Source organism: Bradyrhizobium sp. HKCCYLS3013, assembly GCF_051167615.1.
In the GTDB taxonomy this organism is placed as follows: domain Bacteria; phylum Pseudomonadota; class Alphaproteobacteria; order Rhizobiales; family Xanthobacteraceae; genus Bradyrhizobium.
This window is the reverse complement of the sequence record NZ_JBNPTK010000014.1, coordinates 71920-92351: the sequence shown is the minus strand read 5'-3', so window position 1 is coordinate 92351 and position 20432 is coordinate 71920. Positions and strand designations below refer to the sequence as shown.

The following is a 20432-nucleotide window of genomic DNA, read 5'->3' as shown; positions in this document are numbered from 1 at the left end:
CCTCAACCCGAAAGTAAATCCCATGTTTGATCTGGTTCTGCCTGCGTCGATCGGCGTTGTGCTGCTGGTCGTTCTCGGCACTGTCTTTGCCGTTCTCTACCATCGTTCCACCCGCGACGAGGCGTTCGTGCGCACCGGCCTCGGCGGCAAGAAGGTGGTGCTTGACGGCGGCGCCGTGGTGCTGCCGATCTTCCACTCCATCGCGCGCGTGAATCTGAAGACGCTGCGGCTGCGCGTCGAGCGCTCGAAGAAGGATTCGCTGATCACCAAGGACCGCATGCGCGTCGACATCGACGCCGAATTCTACGTGCGCGTGAAACCCGACGTCGATTCGATCGCGCTCGCCGCGCAGACGCTCGGCGCCGTCACCAACAATGCCGAATTGCTGCGCGACCAGGTCGAGGCCAAGTTCGTCGACGGCCTGCGCTCGGTCGCGGCGACGATGGAGCTGTTGGACCTGCAGGAGAAGCGCTCGGACTTCGTCAAGCACGTCCAGGCCGCGGTCGAGGCCGACGTGCAGTCGAACGGCCTGGAGCTGGAATCGGTGTCGCTGACCAAGCTCGACCAGACCGACATCTCGTTCTTCAACGCCGAGAACTTCTTCGACGCCGAAGGGCTCACTCTCTTGAAGACCGTCACCGAGACGCGGCGCCGCGACCGCAACGCGATCGTGCGCGACAATGAGGTCGCGATCGCGCAGAAGGATCTCGAGGCGCGCCAGCTCACGCTCCAGATCGAGCGCACCAAGAAGGAGGCCGAACTCAGCCAGGAGCGCGACATCGCCAACAAGACCGCGAGCACCCGCGCCGAGGTGGCGAGCGCCACCCAGACCGCGTGGCAGACCGAGGAGAATGCCCGCATCGAGGCGCAGCAGAAGATCGCCCAGCGCGAAGCCGAGGCCTTGAAGGTGCGCGAGACCGCGGCGATCGAAAGCAACCTTGCGATCAACCGCCGCAAGACCGACGCCGACCGCGAGATCCAGATCGCGACCCAGGACAACGACATCCAGATCGCGACCAAGAGCAAGGAAACCTCGGAGGCGCGCGCGGTCGCCAAGGCGGCCGAGGCGCTCGCGGTCTCCGCGGAGGAAAAGGTGACGACGGCGCGCGCCATCGAGATCGCCGATCGCGAGCGTCAGACCGCGGTCATGGCGGCGCGGAAAGAGGCCGAGCAGCGCTCGACCGGCATCACCGTTGCAGCCGAGGCCGAGAAGCGCGCCGCGGTCGATCGCGGCGCGGCGGCGAAGACCCTGGCCGAAGCGGAGGCCGAGGCCAACAAGATCAAGGCCGTCGGCGTGCGCCAGATCGGCGAGGCGGAAGCCGCGGTGATCCTGATGAAGAACGAGGCGCAGAACAAGCTCGGCAGCAACGTGATCGATTTCGAGCTCGCCAAGCAGCGCATCGCGACCATGCCCGCCGCGCTCGGCGAGATGGTCAAGCCGATCGCCAACCTGAAGGACGTCCGCATCCTGCACACCGGTGGCGCCTTCGGCGGCAACGGCAATGTCGGCGCTGGCGGCAATGTCGGCTTCGGCGAAGGCCTCGCCGGCGAGCTGCTGCGCGTGCACGCGCTGAAGCCCTTGATCGACGAGATCCTGGTGCAGTCCGGATTCAAGCCCGGCGACGATCCGGTGCAGGCGCTGGCGGGTGTGATCGTGCCGGCCACGGAGACGAATACCGCTGCCGGGCCGAAGATCGAGCCACTGCAGAAGCCGTAAGCAAGACACATGAAAAGGGAAGCCCCGGGGCTGGGGGCGGCGCTGGAGGAGCCACCGCCCCCGCCCGGCACATCACGAGTGGGGCGCTCATGAGGTGCAGTCTCTGCGCGCAACTCATACGCAGAGAACCGAGTGGGGTGAACAGAAGATAGCCGGAAACGCGCCGGATTGAAGTTACAAATCCATCACGTCGTGGTCACCTTTTTGCTATCCCGGTCCCGCTGCGTCTCAACAGCACGCGAATTTTCCGTCACGGGGGAGCGTCACTCCATCACGGCGTGGTCGGCCGGGGCAGACTGGGCGCGCAGCGCGCTGCGCGTCGAGCCGATCATGACCGCGAGCGGGATCGACACCAGGATGAACGTCATGACCAGCTGGTAGTCGTGCGAGAAGGCCAGGATCTGCGCCTGCACCATGACCATCGCGTCGGCCATTGCGCGCCCGGCATCGGTGGACAGGTTCAACAGGCCGGCGACATTGGGCATCTGCAGGGCGTGATTGAACGGATTGATGTGCTCGACCAGGATCGCGTGGTTGCGCCGCGTTCCCTCGGTGAGCTGCGCGATCGCGATGGAGATGCCGATCGAGCTTGCGACATTTCGCACCAGGGTCAGCATCGAGGTTCCATCCGTGCGCAACGCGCCCGGCAGGGTGAGGAACGCGACGGTGGACAGCGGCACGAAGACGAGGCCGAAGCCGAAGCCCTGCATGATGCTGATGGTGATGATCTCGGGCACGCCGGTCTGGTCGGTCCACGCCGTCATCTGGAACAATGACAGCGCCGTCAGCGCCAGCCCGACCACGATCAAGGTCCGCGCCTCGATGTAGCGCAGCAGGCGGCCGACCAGCATCATCGCGACGAAGGTGCCGCAGCCGCGGGTCGCGAGCAGGACGCCGGCGGTGATGATGGGATAGCCGATGACGTTCTGCAGATAGGGCGAGGACAGCGCCATGGTCGAGAACAGCACCAAGCCCATCACCGTCATGAACACGCAGCCGCCGACGAAGTTGCGGTCCTTGAACAGCGCGAACTGGATGAACGGCCGCTTCGTCGTCAGCGAATGCGCCAGGAAATAATAGAAGCCGACGCCGGCGACGATGAACTCGATGATGATCTCGTTGCTCTCCAGCCAGCCCTGATCCTCGCCGCGGTCGAGCGCGATCTGCAGCGAGCCGATGCCGATGGCGAGCGCGGCGAAGCCGAACCAGTCGAAGGTCAGCTCCGCGTTCGGCTTGGTTTCCTCCATGAACGCCATCAGGCCGAGCACGGTCACGGCGCCGAACGGCAGGTTGACGAAGAACACCCAGTGCCAGGAATAGGTCTCGGTCAGCCAGGCGCCGAGCGACGGCCCCATGATCGGGCCGAGCATCACGCCCATGCCCCAGATGGCCATCGCCTTGGCGCGCTCATGCAGCGCGTAGGAGTCGAGCATCACCGCCTGCGACAGCGGCACCAGCGAGGCACCGAACACGCCCTGCAGCAGGCGGAACAGCACCATCTGCGTGATGTCCTGGGCCAGCCCGCACATCACGGACGCGATGGTGAAGCCGGCCGAGCAGACGATGAAGGTGCGCTTGCGGCCGAAGCGGTTGGCGATCCATCCCACCGGCGCGGTCATGATCGCGGCGGCGACGATGTAGGACGTCAGCACCCAGTTGATCTGGTCCTGCGACGCCGACAGGGTGCCCTGCATGTAGGGCAGCGCGACGTTGGCGATGGTGGTGTCGAGCGCCTGCATGATCGTCGCCGTCATGGCGCAGATCGTCACCATGTTCCGGCGCAGGCCCGGAACCGCCGATGAGGCTGCTGGCGCGGTCATGACGCTACTCGTCCTTGTCCGCCGCGTGCGCCGATCCGAACAGCCCGGCCAGCGAACGCTCGTGCCCGGTGTCGATCGAGACGTTGACGCTCATGCCGGCCTTCAGCTTCGCGACGAACTTGTCGGACTTGTCGAAATGGATTCTGACGGGCACGCGCTGCACGACCTTGACGAAATTGCCGGTCGCATTCTGCGGCGGCAGGATTGCGAACTGCGCGCCGGTGCCCGGCGACAGCGAGCCGACCGTGCCCTTGAAGCGGTGGTTCGGGAAGGCGTCGACGTCGAGCTCGACCGGCTGGCCGACCGCGACATAGGTGAAGTCGCTCTCCTTCGGATTGGCGTCGACCCAGGGATTGGCGATGTCGATCACCGAGAAGACCGGCGTGCCCGCGGTGACGAAGCGGCCGAGCTGGATCTGGTCGACCTGGGTGGCGATGCCCGGCATCGGCGCGCGCAAGGTGGTGTGGTCGAGGTCGCGCTGGGCATCGTCGAGCTTGGCCTTGGCCTGGACATAGGGCGGGAACTGCTCCAGCGGCAGCTCGGGATTGCCGAGCAGTTGCGTCCTGGCATTCGACAGCTGCTGCTTGATGAACTGCGCCTGCGCGCTCGCCGTCACCAGCGCGTTCGCGGCGTTGTCGAGGTCGAGCTGCGAGCCGAAATTGTTCTTGGCGAGCGTCTGCTTGCGCTCGACGTCCTTCTGCTTGAGCTCGATGCCCTGCTGGGCGAGGTCGAGCATCTGACCGTAGATCTTGATGTTGGCGGTGAGGTTGTCGTAGTTGGTCCGCGCCTGCTCCAGCGCCGCCTTGGCCTGGTCGACCGCCAGGCGATAGGGCACGGGGTCGATCTCGAACAGCTCGTCGCCCTTCTGCACCTGCTGGCCTTCCTTGACGACGACCTTGACGATCTTGCCGGAGATATCGGGCGTGATGAGCACCTTCTGGGCGCCGACATAGGCGTCGTCGGTCGTCACGTAGCGGCCGCCATTGAGATACAGCACGAGGCCGCCGATGGCGGCGACGAGCGGCAGCACGACCAGCAGCAAGGTGCGGCGGTAGCGGCGCAGCAACCCGGGGTGCGCCGGCTTCGCGGCCGCGGCCGCGGGCGCCGCCGCATCGGGGCTGGCCTTCTGTTCAGGGGCGAGTTTCAGGGCGGGCTCAGCCATAGCGCTGTTCCTTTCGCTGCTCGTCGCACAGCGACTGCAGGGCGTTTCTCACGTTTTCCTTGATGGCTTCGAGATGGGTCATCAGCCGCTCGGCATCACCGGCGCTGATGCCCTGAAGGGCGGTGTCGGTCAGCTCGGCCTTGAGCACGCCGAGCTTGGCGAGCAGCGGGCGGGCGGCCTTCTTCAGATAGAGCCTGTTGACGCGGCGGTCGGTGTCGTCGCCGCGGCGCTCGATCAGCCCGGCTTCGGCGAGCTTGTCGATCAGCCGTGTCAGCGTGATCGGCTGCATCTCCAGCTGCTCGGCCAGCTCCGACTGCTTCATCCCCTCGTTGCGCTCGACCTTGGCCAGCACGGCCCATTGCGCGCGGGTCATGCCGAAGCGCGCGGCCTCCTTGTCGGCATACGCGCGCATCAGGCGCTGCAGCTCGCCGAGCGTAAACAGAAAGTTCACGTCGGCCGACGTGCGGGTCATGGCTGATCTCGATTCCAAGAGAGGGAAATAAGCTTTGGCTGTAATGAGCCTTGGATATGATAAGCAAGCTTATGAAAATTTGATGGCCCCGCCCAGCGCACCCGCTCCGCCGCAGATGCATGGCTCGGCCACGGCCTTTGGCGAGACCGCCCCGGGATGCTAGATTGTCGCCAATGACCCTCGCAAAGCCCACCTTTCCGGCGCCGGACCACGACCATGGCCGCTGCGCGGCCGATGCCCTGGACCATGCCGAGCGCATCTGCGCCCAGCGCGGCCAGAAGTTCACGCCGCAGCGCCGCCAGGTGCTGGAGGCGCTGCTGTCGAGCCACCGGCCGCTCGGCGCCTACGAGATCATCGAGGAACTCGCCAAGGTGGCCGCGCGGCCGGCGCCGATCACGGTGTACCGCGCACTCGAGTTCCTGATGGCCAACGGTCTGGTGCACCGCATCGAAAGCCGTAACGCCTTCCTCGCCTGCGCTCACGACCACGAACAGACCGCGCTGGTGGCATTCCTGATCTGCGAGAGCTGCGGCGCCGTGGGCGAGGTTCCGGCCGCGCCGATCGCGGAAAGCCTGAAGCTGGCTGCCGCGGCATCGGGCTTCACGCCGAAACTGTCGGTCGTCGAGATCACCGGGCTGTGCGCCCATTGCCAGAAGGCGGCGTGAGGTCGGTCACTGGAGCTCAAGTCGCACAGCTGTACACATGTGACCGACCGTCGTATGCGATGACCTTGCCGCGAGGGTGGTGCGTCCCCTTTTCCCCGCCAGCGGGGCGAGGTGACCAGTGCCGTTGCAGCAGCCACGTCAGCCTCGTCTCGGGTGGTTGGCGGCTACGCTGACCGCAGGTTCAATTGCGGTCCAACAAGGAAACGCTTTCGGGAGTCCACGTCCTCGTGTCCGCAACGTCCACCTCGTCAGCCGCGAGCCGGCCCCTTGGCCCCGGCGCCATCGCAATCATTCTCGTCCTCTGCATCTCCTGGGCCTTCAACCAGATCGCGGTCAAGCTGGCGCTACCGGAGATTCCGCCGATGCTGCAGGCGACCTTGCGCTCGGCCGGGGCGCTGCCCGTCCTCCTGCTCATCGCCCGGGTGCGCGGCGTGAGGATGTTCGAGCGCGACGGCACGCTCGTCCCCGGCCTGATCGCCGGCACGATGTTCGGCGTCGAGTTCGTGCTGATCTATGGCGGATTGCTGCTGACGTCCGCCTCGCGCGCGGTCGTGTTCCTGTACACCGCGCCGTTCTTCGTCGCGCTTGGCTCCTACCGCTTCCTGGGCGAGCGGCTCGGCGCCATGCAATGGTCGGGCTTGGCGCTCAGTTTCGCGGGCGTGGCGCTGGCGATCGGCGTTCCCCAGGCCAATGTCGATCGAACCGTGCTGCTCGGCGACCTCATGGTGGTCGGGGGCGGGTTGCTGTGGGGCGCGACCACGGTCGTCGCAAAAGGCACCCGGCTCCGCTTCGCCCCCCCGGAGAAGGCCCTGTCCTACCAGGTTGCCATGTCGATTCCGATCCTGGGGGCGGCAGCCCTGCTGGCCGGGGAACGGCTCCATCAGGTTCCCAGCCCGTTCGTGATCGGCCTGATGGCCTACCAGTCGATCTGGGTGGTCGGGACCACCTTTACCCTGTGGTTCGCGCTGGTGAAGGCCTATTCGGCCAGCAAATTGTCGGCATTTACCTTCATCACCCCTTTATTCGGGGTCGTGGCGAGCTATTTCATCCTGCATGACGCCCTGACGCTGGCCTTCGGCCTCGCCGCCGTGCTTGTGATCATTGGGCTTTTTCTCGTAAACCGCCCGAACCGCGTGGTCCTGGCCGCGACTGATCCATTGCTGAATGTCACCAAAACCTGATATCCGAGCGCCCATGAACAAGCCCGAGACACTGACCCAGACCGATGTCGCCGGACCCGCTCCCCGGCATCAGACCACCAAAGTCATGGTCGGCAACGTCGCCGTGGGCGGCGGGGCGCCGATCGTGGTCCAGTCCATGACCAACACCGACACCGCCGATGTCGAGCAGACGGTGGCCCAGGTCGCAGCGCTGGCGCGCGCCGGGTCGGAGATGGTCCGCATCACCGTGGATCGCGACGAGGCCGCCGCGGCGGTCCCGCACATCCGCGAGCAGCTCGACAAGCGCGGCATCACCACGCCCCTGATCGGCGACTTCCACTACATCGGCCACAAGCTGCTGACCGACTATCCCGCCTGTGCCGAGGCGCTGGCGAAATACCGCATCAATCCCGGCAATGTCGGCTTCAAGGACAAGCGCGACACCCAGTTCTCGACCATCATCGAGCTCGCCAACAAATACGGCAAGCCGGTGCGTATCGGCGCGAATTGGGGTTCGCTGGACCAGGAGCTCTTGTCCAAGCTGATGGACGAGAACGCGGCCTCCGCGAACCCGCGCGATGCGCGCGCGGTGATGCGCGAGGCGATGGTGCAGTCGGCGCTGCACTCGGCGGAGCGCGCGCAGGAGCTCGGCATGCCGAAGGACCGCATCATCCTCTCGGCCAAGGTCTCGGCCGTGCAGGACCTGATCGCGGTGTATCAGGACCTCGCCGCGCGCTCCGACTACGCCATCCACCTCGGCCTCACCGAAGCCGGCATGGGCTCGAAGGGCATCGTCGCCTCCTCGGCCGCGCTCGGCATCCTGCTGCAGCAGGGCATCGGCGACACCATCCGCATCTCGCTGACGCCGGAGCCCGGCGGCGACCGCACGCTCGAGGTCCAGGTCGCGCAGGAGCTGCTGCAGACCATGGGCTTCCGCACCTTCGTGCCGCTGGTCGCGGCCTGCCCGGGCTGCGGCCGCACCACCTCGACCACGTTCCAGGAGCTGGCGCGCTCGATCCAGGACTTCATCCGCGAGGAGATGCCGGCCTGGAAGACGCAATATCCGGGCGTGGAAGCGCTCAACGTCGCCGTCATGGGCTGCATCGTCAACGGCCCCGGCGAATCCAAGCACGCCAATATCGGCATCTCCCTGCCCGGTACCGGCGAGGCCCCGGCCGCGCCCGTCTTCGTCGACGGCAAGAAGTTCCGCACCCTGCGCGGCCCGACCATCGCAGCCGACTTCAAGGCGCTGGTGATCGACTACATCGACCAGCGCTACGGCAGCGGCGCCAAGGCTGCGGAAAGCGTGACCGCGGCGGAGTAGGGGCGCCCGGATCTGAATCGGCGGCGCCTCCTGCGTCTCTGGGATGATTGCGCTGTGCTTCATATCGCGGCCCGAGCATCTGCTTATTAGTTTCTCCGTCATGCCCGGGCTTGTCCCGGGCATCCACGTCTTTCCCAGGATGCCGAACGACGTGGATGGCCGGGACAAGCCCGGCCATGACGATGGGGAAGCAAGCGTGCGCATCATTCAGGTCGCGGCATACGCGTTCGCCGTGGCGCAGGGCGCCGAAAGCACGAGGAAGAGCCGGCAAAGCGACCTCCTCTTCAAAGTGCAACCTTGAGAGCGGCCAGCCCTGCAACCGTCAGCTGCTTGTGCCGCGCGCCTCAGTCTGGAATTTTCATCCGTGGATCAGCCGCTACGCGCCGCTGCCGTGACCGGCACGATCCGCCGGCCACGCCCCACTGCTGCCCGCATGATCAGCACCTTGAGGCCTGCTGAAAAAGGGACGTCTCGATGACTCTCGATATCCGTGAAATGGAGCTCGCCGAGACCTCGCTGGTCATCGACTACTTCTATGCGTCGAGCATCGAGCAGCTCGACCTGATGGGCATCGATCCGACCCGGATGCCGACCAGGGCGGTCTGGAGCAGCCTGTTCAAGACGCTCTACGCGACGCCGCTCGCCGAGCGCGCGGCGCTGCTGGTGATCTGGCGGCTCGACGGCCGGCCGATCGGCTTCTCCAGCTGCGACCGCATCGTCTACGGCAATCGGGCCCACATGCATCTGCACGTCACCGAGCCGGAGCTGCGCGGCCGCGGCCTCGGCGCCGCATGCGTCAGCCGCAGCGTCGACCTGTATTTCGAGAAGCTGCAGCTCAAGCAGCTGTTCTGCGAGCCGCACGCCTACAACACCGCCCCCAACCGCGCGCTGCAGAAGGCGGGTTTCCGCTACTTGAAGACCTACAAGACCGTGCCTGGCCCGATGAACTACCACCAGGCGGTAACGCGCTGGATGATCGAGCGGTGAGAGAGGCTGCCACGTTGAGCGCGGTGAGAACCGGCGATGGGCGGCGGATCGGACCACGTGAGACAAGAGCAAGCTTGTTGGCGAGATCTTACCGCGCCAACAGTGTCGTCCCAGCCTTGAGCCGAGACCTATACCACCGACCTCAGTTGTCGAGCAGGCTGCCGCTGCTTTCTTCGCTATCACCCTGCCCTGTGATTATGGGTCCCGGCTCAAGGCCGGGACGACAGCGGAGGATGTGGTCGGCTATCGGTCATATCGGCCGTTCTTCGCGCGGCAAGCCGCCAGCACTTACGAATCTAAAATTTTGCCCGTCGCGTTACCATGTCGCAGCTGTCAGGCCTTGTGCCGTCGGGCAAATCAGATCGATGTTTCCGCCCGTCCCGCCTCGCTCACGAGGGGCGCTTCGCGGTCGTCACGAACGTGGAGGCGGGATGCGGTGGACGCGACGTGGCGCAGTGAGCTCGGTGCTTGCGGACGAACGTCATGGCGCGGACGGTCAAGTCGCATGGTCCTGACATCCCGATGCTGATGCCAAGCTGGCGGTGATGATCCGCTGGTGACGGGGGCAAGAAAGCCCGGTCCCCGGGGAGAGTGCGAAGCAGCCGTTAAAACCATTGCGCAGGGAGGGCCGGGTCTTGTCCGGCTGAACCTGTGGTTCCTGCCGCCTGCATTTTTTTCGCAGGCGGGCCACGGGCCTCAGTCGGGGCCCGGCCTTCCCTGCGCCCTCTGATTGGAGAGGGCGGCATGAGGATCAACACTCGGACGCGAGAGCGGGCGCGAGGATGAGATGCTGTGTCTACAAGCTCAGTCGCCGTATTTGTACCCCCGCTCCGTCCACGTCATTGCGAGCGCAGCGAAGCAATCCAGAGTCCCGCCCGCCACCCTGGATTGCTTCGCTGCGCTCGCAATGACGAACGGAGAGAGCTATGCGCGACAACTCACGCCCTACAACGGAACGTGCCCATATTCCCGGTTGGCGAGGCTCGCCTCTTCCAGATCCAAATCGCGCTCGATGCGGCGGCGGGTTTCGTCGGTGATCTGGCCGTCGCGGAGCATGACGTGAATGGTCTTGCGTTCCACGCCGATCAGCTCGCGGGTCAGCTCGATGCCGAGCGCGGAGGCGTCGTATTCGTCGGCGTCGAAGGCGGCCGGCAGCTGGTTGACGCGGACCTCGTGTCGAGCGCGCAGCAGCCGCATGACCTCGTCGGACACCTCGCGGTCGCTGGTCATCATCTCCAGCGACTTCAGCGCCCGGTCGAGCCCCTCGCGCCGTGCCGCAATCTCCTGCTCGTGCTCTCGCACATGCTCGGCGCGTCCGGTGTTGGAGACGCCGAGCAGGCGCACGACGATCGGCAGGGTCAGGCCGAGGCCGATCAAGGTGAAGAAGATCACGCCGAAGGCGATGAACAGGATCTCGTCGCGATAGGGAAAGGCTTCACCGGTCGAGAGCGTGAGCGGCAGCGCCAGCGCGGTGGCGAGCGAGACCGTGCCGCGGACCCCGGTGAAGCCGATGATGAAGGTCTGCTGCCACGGCGGCAGCGGATCCCTGGCGCGCAGCGAGGGGCTCAGCACGCGTGGCAGGATGGTCGCCGGAAAGGTCCAGGCGAAGCGCGCGATCACGACGATCGCGACCACGAGCGCGGTGGCGATCATGATTTCGTCGAGCGGGAACGCCTTCGACTTCTCGTAGATCAGCCGCATCTGGAAGCCGGTCAAGAGGAACAGCATGCCCTCGATCAGGTAGACGACGAGGTCCCAGAAGAACACGCCCTGCAGGCGGGTCGCGGAGGAGATCCAGAGCGGCCCGTTCCAGCTCATATAGAGCCCGCAGGCGACCGTCGCGATCACGCCGGAGCCGCCGACATGCTCGGGGATCCAGTAGGCGAGATAGGGTGTCAGCAGCGACAGCGTGATCTCGACCTGCGGATCCCTGGCGTAGTGGCGGGCGCGCAGCATCAGCCAGCCGACGCCGATGCCGAACGCGATCTCGCCGACCACGATCGCGGCGAACTCGCCGGCCGCGACCGGAAGCGAGAACGCGCCGGTGGTGATGGCGGCCACGGCGAAGCGATAGAGAATCAGCGCCGTCGCATCATTGGCGAGGCCCTCGCCTTCGAGGATGACCATCACCCGGCGCGGCAGGTGCAGCCGGCGGGCGATGGCGAGCGGCGCCACGACGTCGGGCGGCGCCACGATGGCGCCGAGCAGGAAGCCGAGGCTCCAGGGCAGACCGAGAAGATAGTGGGTCGCGATCGCAACCATGGAGGCGGTGAAGATCACGCAGCCGACGGCGAGCAGCACGATCGGCCGCAGGTTGCGCTTGAACTCGCGCCAGCTCATCGCGACGCTCGACGAATAGATCAGCGGCGGCAGCACCACCAGCAGCACCAGCTCCGGCGGCAGCGCGAAGGCGGGCATGCCCGGCACGAAGGCCAGCGCGATGCCGGCGAGCATCAGCAGGATCGCCGGCGCCAGGTTGGCCCGCCGTGCAAGAAGGGCGGTTCCCGCCAGCACGGCCAGCAGGATCAGGAATATCTGAAAGTGAGCTTCCATGGCGGGGGGCCTGGCGTCCTTGCGCCGGCCTCAATCCCGGAGGTCGTAGCGGTAGGACTTCGACACGATCTGCCAGCCGTCCTTCAGCTTCATCGCCACCAGGTAATCGGTGAAATAGCGCGGCGGCAGCTGGCAGCGCACCTTGATGAAGGCGGTCTTGTCGTCGGAATGGTCGATGGTGACGATGAAGTCCTCGCGCGGCTTGCCTTCGCCCTTGGCGGAGGGGCGCTTGCGCACCCAGGCCAGCCAGTCCGGCACGGTGAGGATCTTGAGCTCGCCGTTCTCGACCCAGCGCAGGTCCGCGGTGGGGTGGAACACGGCGCCAAGCTTGTCGGCATCGCCCTCGTAGAGCGCGTCGAAATAGCCCTGCACGACGGCCTCGACGGTGGAACGGTCTGCGCTCATGGCCAACTCCCTGGGGAACCGCGGACAAACAAGGATCGCATTTTCGATGCAAAACGGGGCTTGGCAAGCCATGAACTGCGGATGATGCTCCGTCGACAGAAATATCGTGGCCCAGGCGGGATGTCCCCGGACCGAACCTTGCGTGATCCCGGTCACAAGCCGAACGGCCGCAATCTGCTAGCAGACCGAGCATGTTTCCCAGGGCTATGGGGTAGATACGATGTCGTGGTCAGTTCGATTGGGCGGTTTTCTCGTGGCGGCAGCGCTGCTGCTGGCCGGCCACCCGGCAATGGCGGAGAAGCGGGTGGCGCTCGTCATCGGCAACTCCGCCTATCAGAACGTGCCGCAACTGACGAACCCGGTCAATGACGGCGCGGTCATGACGGCGACCTTCAAGAGCGCGGGCTTCGATGTCGTCGATTACCGGCGCGATCTCACCGCGCGGGAGACGCGCCGGGCACTGCGCGATTTCGCCGATGCCGCCCGCGATGCCGATATCGCGGTGGTCTACTACGCCGGCCACGGCATGGAGGTCGAAGGGTCGAACTATCTGATCCCGATCGACGCCCGGCTCGAGCGCGACACCGATGTCTACGACGAGACGCTGTCGCTCGACCGCATTCTGGTTGCCGTCGAGCCGGCGAAGAAGCTGCGCCTCGTCATTCTCGATGCCTGCCGTGACAACCCGTTCACCCGCAACATGCAGCGGACGGTGGCGACCCGCAGCCTCGGCCGCGGCCTCGCCAAGGTCGAGCCGACCAGCCCGAACACGCTGATCGCCTATTCCGCCAAGGCTGGTTCGACGGCGCAGGACGGCGACGGCAAGAACTCGCCATTCACGCTGGCGCTGTCGCGGCACATCGCGACGCCCGGCCTCGACGTCCGCAAGGCGTTCGGCTTCGTCCGCGACGAGGTTTTGAAAGCGACCGCAAACCGCCAGGAACCGTTCGTGTACGGCTCGCTCGGCGGCGAGGACGTGCCGCTGGTCCCCGGCGTGCCGCGCGTCGTGACGCAGATGCCGGTGACGCCGCCGCCGAACCCTCAGGCCGACATCCGGCGTGACTACGAGCTCGCGATGCAGGTGGGCAATAAGGGCGCGCTGAACGCTTTCCTGGCGCAGTACCCCGACGGCTTCTATGCGAGCCTCGCCAAGCTGCAGCTCGAAAAGCTTACCGCCGAGGAGAACCGCGTGGTCGCCGCCGAGAAAGCCCGCGCGACCGAGGCCGAGCGGGCGCGGCTCGTTGCCGAGGGAGCCCGCAAGGAGACGCTCGCCAAGGCGGAGGCCGAGGCCAAGGCGGCCGAGCAGGCACGTCTGGCTGCAGAAAAGGCCACTCAGGTCGCGCAGCAGCAGGCGGCCGAAGCCGAGAAGAAGCGCGGTGAGCAGCAGCTCGCCGCGGTCGACAATCCGCGCGCAGCGACCTCGCCCGGCCCGCCCGCGGCCACAGCACCGCAGCAGGGCCAGGTCGCCTCGCTCACCCCGGCCGCGCAGCCCGCCGATCTCGCCAAGTCGGTGCAGCTCGAGCTGCGCCGGGTCGGCTGCCTCACCGAGGATGCCGATGGCGACTGGGGCTCGGCCTCGCGCCGCTCGCTGTCGCAGTTCAACCGCTATGCCGGCACCAAGCTCGACACCCAGGCGGCCTCGGCCGATGCGCTCCAGGCGATCAAGCTCAAGCAGGCGCGGGTGTGCCCACTGGTCTGCCAGCATGGCACCAAGCCTGACGGCGACCACTGCACCCGCATCGTCTGTGCCGAAGGCTCGTTCGTCAACGACGACAATGAATGCGAGAAGCGGCGCGACCGGAAGCCGGTCGCCAAGCGCGACAGCAGCGGCGACGAGGATGTGCCGTCGCGCCGCCGCGGCCGTGCGGCACCGGACGCCGGCCTGCCGATGCCGGCTCCCGGTACGGGCGTCGGGGTGGGGATCGGAGGTGCAGGCGGTCTCGGCATCGGGGCGGCCCCGGGCTACACCAAGCCGCAGACGCAGGCGGCCCGGCCCGCGAAGTCGGGCGGGCAGATCTATTGCGACGCCTATCTGTGCCGCACCGTCCGGCCCGGCTGCCGGCTCGAATATCGCGGCGGCGGCGGGCCGGCCAACAATGCCAGCGTCGAGGTATGCAACTGATCAGGAGGAGATCGCGCTGGCGGCGATGTTGACCATCAGGGCGACCAGCGCGGTGTTGTAGACGAACGAGATGATGCCGTGGACGGTCGCGGTGCGGCGGATGATCTTGTCGGTGATGCCGACGTCGGAGACCTGGGCGGTCATGCCGATGATGAAGGAGAAGTAGACGAAGTCCCAGTAGTCGGCGTGCTCGTCTTTGTCGCCGCTGGGGAATTGCAGGCCCCCAGGCTTGGCGCCGCGGTAATAATCATGGGCGTAGTGCAGGGCGAAGGTCGCATGCACCGCGGCCCAGGACAGCGAGACGGTGAGCAGCGCCAGCGTCAGCGCCGGAGCATCGCGCTTTGAGGCGCCGAGTTCGAGCACGATCGCGGCGATGCTGGCGAAGGCGCCGAGCGCCGTGACCAGCAGGATCACGAAGCGGCCGTCGTCCTGCATGATCGCCTTGCGGCGGATGTGCTGATGCTCGCTGCGCAGCATCATCACCGCGACCAGCACGAGGTAGATCGTGGTGAAGATGTCCCAGCCGATCAGCAGCCGCGTGATCAGGCGGAGTGCCGGCGGCAGCAGGAAGAACGCGACGATCGCGATGCCCAGCGCGATGAAGGTGCGCGGCCGCGCATAGATGACGCGCAGCGCAGCCGGCAGCCTTGCAAAGCGGGCGAGGTCCGGATCGTCAGGATGGACCCCGGCCAACGCCCCGCCTCAGCTCTTGCGCTCGGCGACGAAGTGGGCGGCGGCGCGCAGCACATCGCCCTTGGCGCCGAAGATCGACAGCGCGGCGTCGCCGCGGGCGAGCAGGTCGCGGACGCGCTGCCTGGCGCCCTCGATGCCGAGCTGGGTGACGAAGGTGGTCTTGCCGAGCTCGGCGTCGGCGCCGGCCGGCTTGCCGAGCGTCGCGGCATCGCCCTCGACGTCGAGCAGGTCGTCGGCGATCTGGAAGGCTTCGCCAAGCGCGCGGCCGTAATCGTCGAGCGCCTGGTACTCGGCCGCCGAGGCCTGGCCGAGCAGGGCGCCGGCGATGCAGCCGAAGCGGAGCAGGGCGCCGGTCTTCATCTGCTGAACGCGGGCGACGTCGACCGGGCCGCTGTCGCCGAACCGGCCCTCGCCGGCGAGGTCGAGGATCTGGCCGCCGGCCATGCCGCCGACACCGGCGCAGCGGGCCAGCGCCCGGGTCAAAGCGAGGCGGACGCCGGCATCGGGATGGATCTCGTCGCGGGTGATGATGTCGAAGGCGATGGTCAGCAGCGCGTCGCCGGCCAGGATCGCGGTGGCGTCGTCATAGACCTTGTGCAGGGTCGGACGCCCGCGCCGCAGGTCGGAATTGTCCATCGCCGGCAGGTCGTCGTGAATGAGCGAGTAGCAGTGGATGCATTCGAGCGCAGCGCCGGCCAGCAGCGCGCCCTTGCGCGGGACGCCGAATACAGCCGCGCTCTCGACCACCAGGAACGGGCGCAGCCGCTTGCCGCCGTTGAGGCTCGAATAGCGCATCGACTCGATCAGCCGCTTCGGCCTGATGATCTCGTCCGCCAGCGGCGCATCGCCGAGGAGCTCGCCGAGCAGGGCCTCGGTCTCTTCCGCGGTCTTGTCCAGGCGTTGGGTGAAGTCGGTGGCCGTCGCAGTCATTTAACAAGAGCTCCAGGGGCGAAATTCGCCGGACAATCGTTGATGGCGGCGACTTCGTCAATTGCCGGGGCGGCGGCGGCTTTCGGCCGCAACGGCGGAAAAAAGCAGGAAACCTCATGGAGATGTCGGATAATCCCGGCCAACTGGCCGCATCCGCGGCGGTCCCAACCGAGCGACGCCTGCCCTTGCGTACCGTCAGAACCCTCCTCGTGGTCGTCGTGCTGGTGCTGCTCGTGCCCTACGCGCTGACGCCGTTCTATGCCGTGGGCCACCCGGTCTCGACCCTGATGCTGTGGCGGACGGTGACGGGGCAGCCCGTGACGCGGCACTGGATCGACCTCTCGGCGATGTCGCCGTATCTGCCGCGCTCGGTGGTCGCCGCGGAGGATGCCAAATTCTGCAGCCACCACGGCATCGACTGGGGCGCGCTGCGCGAGGTCATGGACGACGCCGAGGACGGCGAGGTCAGCCGCGGCGGCTCGACCATCACCCAGCAGGTCGCCAAGAACCTGTTCCTCTGGCAGGGCCGCAGCTACGTCCGCAAGGCGCTGGAACTGCCGCTGGCGCTGTGGATCGACCTCGTCCTCGGCAAGCGGCGCATCCTCGAAATCTACCTCAACATCGCCGAGCTCGGCCCGTCCGGCCAGTTCGGCGCCGAAGCCGGCGCGAATTACGCCTTCAACCGCTCGGCCGCGGGGCTCGGCCCGCGCGAGGCGGCGCTGATGGCCTCGATCCTGCCGAACCCGGTCCGGCGCAGTGCCCGCACGCCCGGCCCCGGCGTGAGACGGCTGTCCGCAACCTATATGATGCGGGCGCAGTCCTCCGGCCTGCAGACCTGCTGGGGGGAGCGGCGGTAAGGTCCGAGCGGGCGCAATTTTGGCCAAAAATGCCTCGGAGAGCCCTAGCCATGCCGCACCCCTTCCTCTATAAGCGCGGCCTTGATCGGCATCCGGGCTCGCCAGCTTCATGGCTGCAGCCGTCCTTTGCGGACGATGCCTTGCAAAAATACCCTAGAGGATACCGATATGGCCGTCCCCAGAAGAAAAACTTCGCCGTCGCGCCGCGGCATGCGCCGCTCAGCTGACGCGATCAAGAAGCCGACCTATGTCGAGGACAAGGATTCCGGCGAGCTGCGTCGTCCGCACCACTTGGACCTGAAGACCGGCATGTACAAGGGCCGCCAGGTCCTGAAGAAGAAAGACGCCTGATTGTCCGGGCGGGCCGCTTTCCAAGCTGCCCGAATTCGGCCATCGATGGGGTTGAAAGCGGTCCCGTGCGACGTGATTCGCCGGGACCGTTGCGTATCTGTGCCGCGTGATCCCGTCTCGCTGTCATCATCTTCGCACCGATTGATTTTGCGCCGGGCCGCCGCCCGCGCCATCCAAGGCTTCAACCGATGTCCATGGTCGGTTTCCCGCTGCTGCTGATCCCGCTGGCGATCTACAACATGATCGTCTTCCTGATGCCGGGGGTCGCCTTCAGCGAGACGCTGCTGCGCCTTCAGCTTCCGTCCGGCGAGCTCTGGACGATCTCGCTCGGCGACATGCTGCTGGCCCTGGGCGTGCTGCTGCTGCTGCTTGAGATCATCAAGGCGGCGAAGCCGAACGGCAAATATCTCACCGACCACCTGCTGTCGTTGCTGGTCTTCGGCGGCGCCGCCGCCGAATTCGCGATGTGGCAGAAGTTCGGGAACTCGACCTTCCTGCTGCTGACCCTGCTGGCGATGGTCGACTTCTTCGGCGGAGTCTCGCTGCGCACCAAGCGCGCCGCCCGCGCCGTCGTCGCAGCCCCCGCACCCATGCCGGCTCCCGTCGAAGCGACCGTGCCTGATCCGGAGCCTGAGCCGATCGAAGAGCCGGCCAGAGAAACGGTCAAGGAACCGACCAAGGTGGAGGTTGAGCAGGCGGAGGTTCAGAAGGCGGATGCTGCCGCGCCCGCCGTTGAAGAGCGGAGCGATGCCGTGCCGGCGGCTGCTTCGGTCGCCGAGTCCGTGCTGCTCGATCGCTCGGTCCCCCGGCCGGCTCCCGCGCCGACGACTGGCTGGGTCGCGGAGGCAAAGGAGACCGAGACCGCTGCACCTGACGCTCCAGAGCCGGCCAAACCCGACACGCCGAAGCCCTGAGACGCAGGAGCGCGCGCTTAGATCATTTCTCGGGTCCGGCCGCCGGCACGCGTGACCGGCTGAAGCCTCGCCGCATAGGCACTGTGGACGTCGGCAGCGGCCGCGCGCCTGAGCGTGCGGGTCTGCGGCAGCTGCTCGGCGGTCGCGATCAGATGGGTCACGAAGCCGGCATCGGGGCGGGCTGCGCGAATGATCCGCGCGCGACGGTCATGGCTCGCATCGCTCGGCAGCAGCGTCACCGAGCGGGAGGTCTCCTCCAACCCGTTCAGGCGACCGCCGTCCTGATCAATCGTTAACATTGTCCAACCATCGCCGGCGCGATTGTCACGTTCTGGGACGCCGGTACCTTTCGCCCCTCGATCTCGCAAAAGCAATGCCGTCCCAAGCGTCGCTGGGCGCTGCATGTTCCAAACATGGTTGACGTGTCTCGGACACGCGCTCGTCGCCTCGGCATGCTCTCCGTTAACCAGAGATGCGTAGTCTGATTCGCGAAGTCGGCCGCCGCCTCTCGCGCGGGTACGCGTCGGCCGTTCCCAAATCAGCGCCGGTCCTGCCGGCCTGTGCCGAAACGAGGCGACCTTGACATCCGAATTGCCACAGACCGCGATGATCCTGGCGTCCCTGGGCCAAGCCGCCTTCGTCTGGGACCTGGCAAGCGACGTGATCGTCTGGAGCGATCACGTCGGGGCGGTGTTTGCCGATGTTCCGTTGCCGCAGCTCTGCAATGGGGCCGAGTTCAGCAAGCTGATCGAGCCGGACCGCGGCATCCGCACTGAGATCATGCTCCAGACGGCACCGCTATACGGCGCCAGCGGCACGCCGTACCGGATCGAATATGGCGTGCGCACCCACGCCGGGGCGCCACTGATCTGGGTCGAGGAAACCGGCTGCTGGTTCGCAGGCTCCGACGGGCGGCCGGCCCGCGCCCAGGGCATCGTCCGGATCAACAACGAGCGCCACGCCCGCGAGGAGCAACTGCTCAAGCTGTCACGGCACGATCCGCTGACCGGCGAGCTGAACCGGACGCATCTGCTGGCGACGCTTGCCGAGGTGATCGAGGAGGCGCAGCGGTTCCGCTTCTCCTGCGCCTTCATGCTGGTCGGCATCGATCATCTCGCGCGCATCAACGACGCCTTCGGCTTCGACGTCGCCGACGGCGTCGTGCTGGAGATCGCGCAGCGCATCCGGGGCCGGCTCCGTGGTGGCGACACGCTCGGGCGGTTCTCGGGCAACAAGTTCGGGTTGATCCTGAAGAACTGTACGATGGACGACATGACCACCGCCGCCGAGCGCTTTCTCGCGACCGTGCGCGACGAGGTGGTGCCGACCAAGTCAGGTCCGGTCGCCGTCACCGCGACGATCGGCGCAGTGAGCGTTCCCCGTCACGCCCGCTCGGTCGAGGAAGCGGTCAACCGCGCCCATGAGACGCTCGACGCCGCCAAGCGCCGCCGCATCGGATCGTTCTCGACCTGGCGGCCGAACGTGGAGCGCGACGCGCAGCGCAAGGTCAACATCCGCGTCACCGACGAGATCGTGACGGCGCTCAATGAGCGGCGCATCGTCACGGCGTTCGAGCCGGTGGTGAATGCCAACACGCTTGCGCCCGCCTTCTATGAATGCCTGGTGCGGATGCGCCAGGATGACGGCCGGGCCTTGCTGGCGCCGGACGTCGTCCCGGTCGCCGAACGGCTCGGATTGATCCGTCTGGTCGATCACCGCATTCTGGAGCTGGTGGTGGCTGAGCTCGCGAGCACGCCCGACGTCACCCTGAGCCTCAACATCTCGCCTGAGACCACCATGGATCCGGACTGGTGGGCCTCGATCGAGTCCATGATGCGCGCCCATCCTGGGGTCGCCGAACGGCTGATCGTCGAGATCACCGAGACGGTCGAGATCCAGGACGTCGACGATCTTCGCGGCTTCGTGACGCGGCTGAAGGATCTCGGCAGCCGAATCGCCATCGATGATTTCGGCGCCGGGCACACCTCGTTCCGCAATCTGCGCAAGCTCGGCGTCGACATCGTCAAGATCGACGGCGCCTTCGTGCAGAATCTCGTGCGCTCGGCTGACGACCGCGCCTTCGTCCAGACGCTGGTCGAGCTGGCGCGACGGCTGCAGATCAAGACGGTCGCGGAATGGGTGCAGGACGAGGCGTCGGTCGCGCTGCTGCGCGACTGGGGCTGCGATTACATCCAGGGCCGCGTGATCGGCCTCGCCTCGGTCGATCGGCCGTGGATCGAGCACGGCAGGGCAGAATTGCCGGCGGCGAGCTGATCAGCCGCCGGCCTCCAATCGCGGAT

The 20432-nt window shown here is 66.7% G+C and carries 19 protein-coding genes; 11 read left to right on the top strand and 8 right to left on the bottom strand.

Annotated elements, in window-relative coordinates:
- Positions 1–22 precede the first annotated feature (22 nt).
- On the top strand, positions 23–1717 hold the full coding sequence (locus ACQR1F_RS23600; protein ID WP_434913961.1) for a flotillin family protein: 1695 nt from the start codon (positions 23–25) through the stop codon (positions 1715–1717).
- A gap of 263 nt (positions 1718–1980) precedes the next feature.
- Here the strand turns inward: ACQR1F_RS23600 and ACQR1F_RS23595 are convergent, their stop codons facing one another.
- Genes ACQR1F_RS23595 through ACQR1F_RS23585 form a run of 3 tightly spaced genes read right to left on the bottom strand, consistent with a single transcriptional unit; the run spans position 1981 to position 5171 of the window.
- Positions 1981–3537, bottom strand: a complete 1557-nt coding sequence (locus ACQR1F_RS23595; RefSeq protein WP_434913960.1) for a DHA2 family efflux MFS transporter permease subunit — start codon at positions 3535–3537, stop codon at positions 1981–1983.
- Between the two features lie 4 nt (positions 3538–3541).
- Positions 3542–4699 (bottom strand): HlyD family secretion protein, encoded by a 1158-nt coding sequence (locus ACQR1F_RS23590; RefSeq protein WP_434913959.1) that lies wholly within the window; start codon positions 4697–4699, stop codon positions 3542–3544.
- Positions 4692–5171: a MarR family winged helix-turn-helix transcriptional regulator gene (locus ACQR1F_RS23585; RefSeq protein ID WP_434874596.1), complete on the bottom strand. Its 480-nt coding sequence runs from the start codon at positions 5169–5171 to the stop codon at positions 4692–4694. The genes ACQR1F_RS23590 and ACQR1F_RS23585 overlap by 8 nt, the downstream gene beginning before the upstream one ends.
- Positions 5172–5344: 173 nt before the next feature.
- On the opposite strand from ACQR1F_RS23585, the gene ACQR1F_RS23580 reads away from it, so the two are divergent.
- From ACQR1F_RS23580 to ACQR1F_RS23560, 5 genes are all read left to right on the top strand, one after another.
- Positions 5345–5836 (top strand): Fur family transcriptional regulator, encoded by a 492-nt coding sequence (locus ACQR1F_RS23580; RefSeq protein WP_315751916.1) that lies wholly within the window; start codon positions 5345–5347, stop codon positions 5834–5836.
- 227 nt (positions 5837–6063) lie between these two features.
- On the top strand, positions 6064–7017 hold the full coding sequence (locus tag ACQR1F_RS23575; protein ID WP_434913995.1) for a DMT family transporter: 954 nt from the start codon (positions 6064–6066) through the stop codon (positions 7015–7017).
- A gap of 13 nt (positions 7018–7030) precedes the next feature.
- Complete coding sequence (gene ispG, locus ACQR1F_RS23570) at positions 7031–8320, top strand: flavodoxin-dependent (E)-4-hydroxy-3-methylbut-2-enyl-diphosphate synthase (RefSeq protein WP_315803808.1); 1290 nt, start codon at positions 7031–7033, stop codon at positions 8318–8320.
- Between the two features lie 43 nt (positions 8321–8363).
- Positions 8364–8621 (top strand): hypothetical protein, encoded by a 258-nt coding sequence (locus ACQR1F_RS23565; RefSeq protein ID WP_434913958.1) that lies wholly within the window; start codon positions 8364–8366, stop codon positions 8619–8621.
- A gap of 173 nt (positions 8622–8794) precedes the next feature.
- Complete coding sequence (locus ACQR1F_RS23560; protein ID WP_315803806.1) at positions 8795–9307, top strand: GNAT family N-acetyltransferase; 513 nt, start codon at positions 8795–8797, stop codon at positions 9305–9307.
- A gap of 945 nt (positions 9308–10252) precedes the next feature.
- Here the strand turns inward: ACQR1F_RS23560 and ACQR1F_RS23555 are convergent.
- Together ACQR1F_RS23555 and ACQR1F_RS23550 are read right to left on the bottom strand one after the other, a co-directional pair.
- Entirely contained in the window at positions 10253–11860 is a 1608-nt protein-coding gene (locus ACQR1F_RS23555; protein WP_315801753.1) for a Na+/H+ antiporter, read from the bottom strand.
- Positions 11861–11890: 30 nt separating this feature from the next.
- A complete protein-coding gene (locus ACQR1F_RS23550) occupies positions 11891–12265 on the bottom strand; it encodes a nuclear transport factor 2 family protein (protein WP_434847375.1) in 375 nt (124 codons plus the stop codon).
- A gap of 220 nt (positions 12266–12485) precedes the next feature.
- Between ACQR1F_RS23550 and ACQR1F_RS23545 the strand changes: the two genes are divergently transcribed.
- On the top strand, positions 12486–14387 hold the full coding sequence (locus ACQR1F_RS23545; RefSeq protein ID WP_434913957.1) for a caspase family protein: 1902 nt from the start codon (positions 12486–12488) through the stop codon (positions 14385–14387).
- On the opposite strand, the gene ACQR1F_RS23540 is transcribed toward ACQR1F_RS23545, so the two are convergent.
- Positions 14388–15080 (bottom strand): DUF1345 domain-containing protein, encoded by a 693-nt coding sequence (locus ACQR1F_RS23540; protein WP_316238024.1) that lies wholly within the window; start codon positions 15078–15080, stop codon positions 14388–14390. It abuts the gene before it with no gap.
- Between the two features lie 9 nt (positions 15081–15089).
- A complete protein-coding gene (locus tag ACQR1F_RS23535; protein WP_434913956.1) occupies positions 15090–16010 on the bottom strand; it encodes a polyprenyl synthetase family protein in 921 nt (306 codons plus the stop codon).
- Positions 16011–16195: 185 nt separating this feature from the next.
- Between ACQR1F_RS23535 and mtgA the strand changes: the two genes are divergently transcribed.
- The 3 genes from mtgA to ACQR1F_RS23520 all read left to right on the top strand — a co-directional run bounded on the left by mtgA (position 16196) and on the right by ACQR1F_RS23520 (position 18132).
- Complete coding sequence (gene mtgA / locus ACQR1F_RS23530; RefSeq protein ID WP_434913955.1) at positions 16196–16867, top strand: monofunctional biosynthetic peptidoglycan transglycosylase; 672 nt, start codon at positions 16196–16198, stop codon at positions 16865–16867.
- Between the two features lie 168 nt (positions 16868–17035).
- On the top strand, positions 17036–17218 hold the full coding sequence (gene rpmF, locus ACQR1F_RS23525; RefSeq protein WP_006610266.1) for a 50S ribosomal protein L32: 183 nt from the start codon (positions 17036–17038) through the stop codon (positions 17216–17218).
- A gap of 188 nt (positions 17219–17406) precedes the next feature.
- Complete coding sequence (locus ACQR1F_RS23520) at positions 17407–18132, top strand: hypothetical protein (protein ID WP_434913954.1); 726 nt, start codon at positions 17407–17409, stop codon at positions 18130–18132.
- A gap of 17 nt (positions 18133–18149) precedes the next feature.
- On the opposite strand, the gene ACQR1F_RS23515 is transcribed toward ACQR1F_RS23520, so the two are convergent.
- Positions 18150–18371: a hypothetical protein gene (locus ACQR1F_RS23515; protein WP_315801747.1), complete on the bottom strand. Its 222-nt coding sequence runs from the start codon at positions 18369–18371 to the stop codon at positions 18150–18152.
- Between the two features lie 367 nt (positions 18372–18738).
- On the opposite strand from ACQR1F_RS23515, the gene ACQR1F_RS23510 reads away from it, so the two are divergent.
- Complete coding sequence (locus ACQR1F_RS23510; protein WP_316179424.1) at positions 18739–20406, top strand: bifunctional diguanylate cyclase/phosphodiesterase; 1668 nt, start codon at positions 18739–18741, stop codon at positions 20404–20406.
- Positions 20407–20432 lie beyond the last annotated feature (26 nt).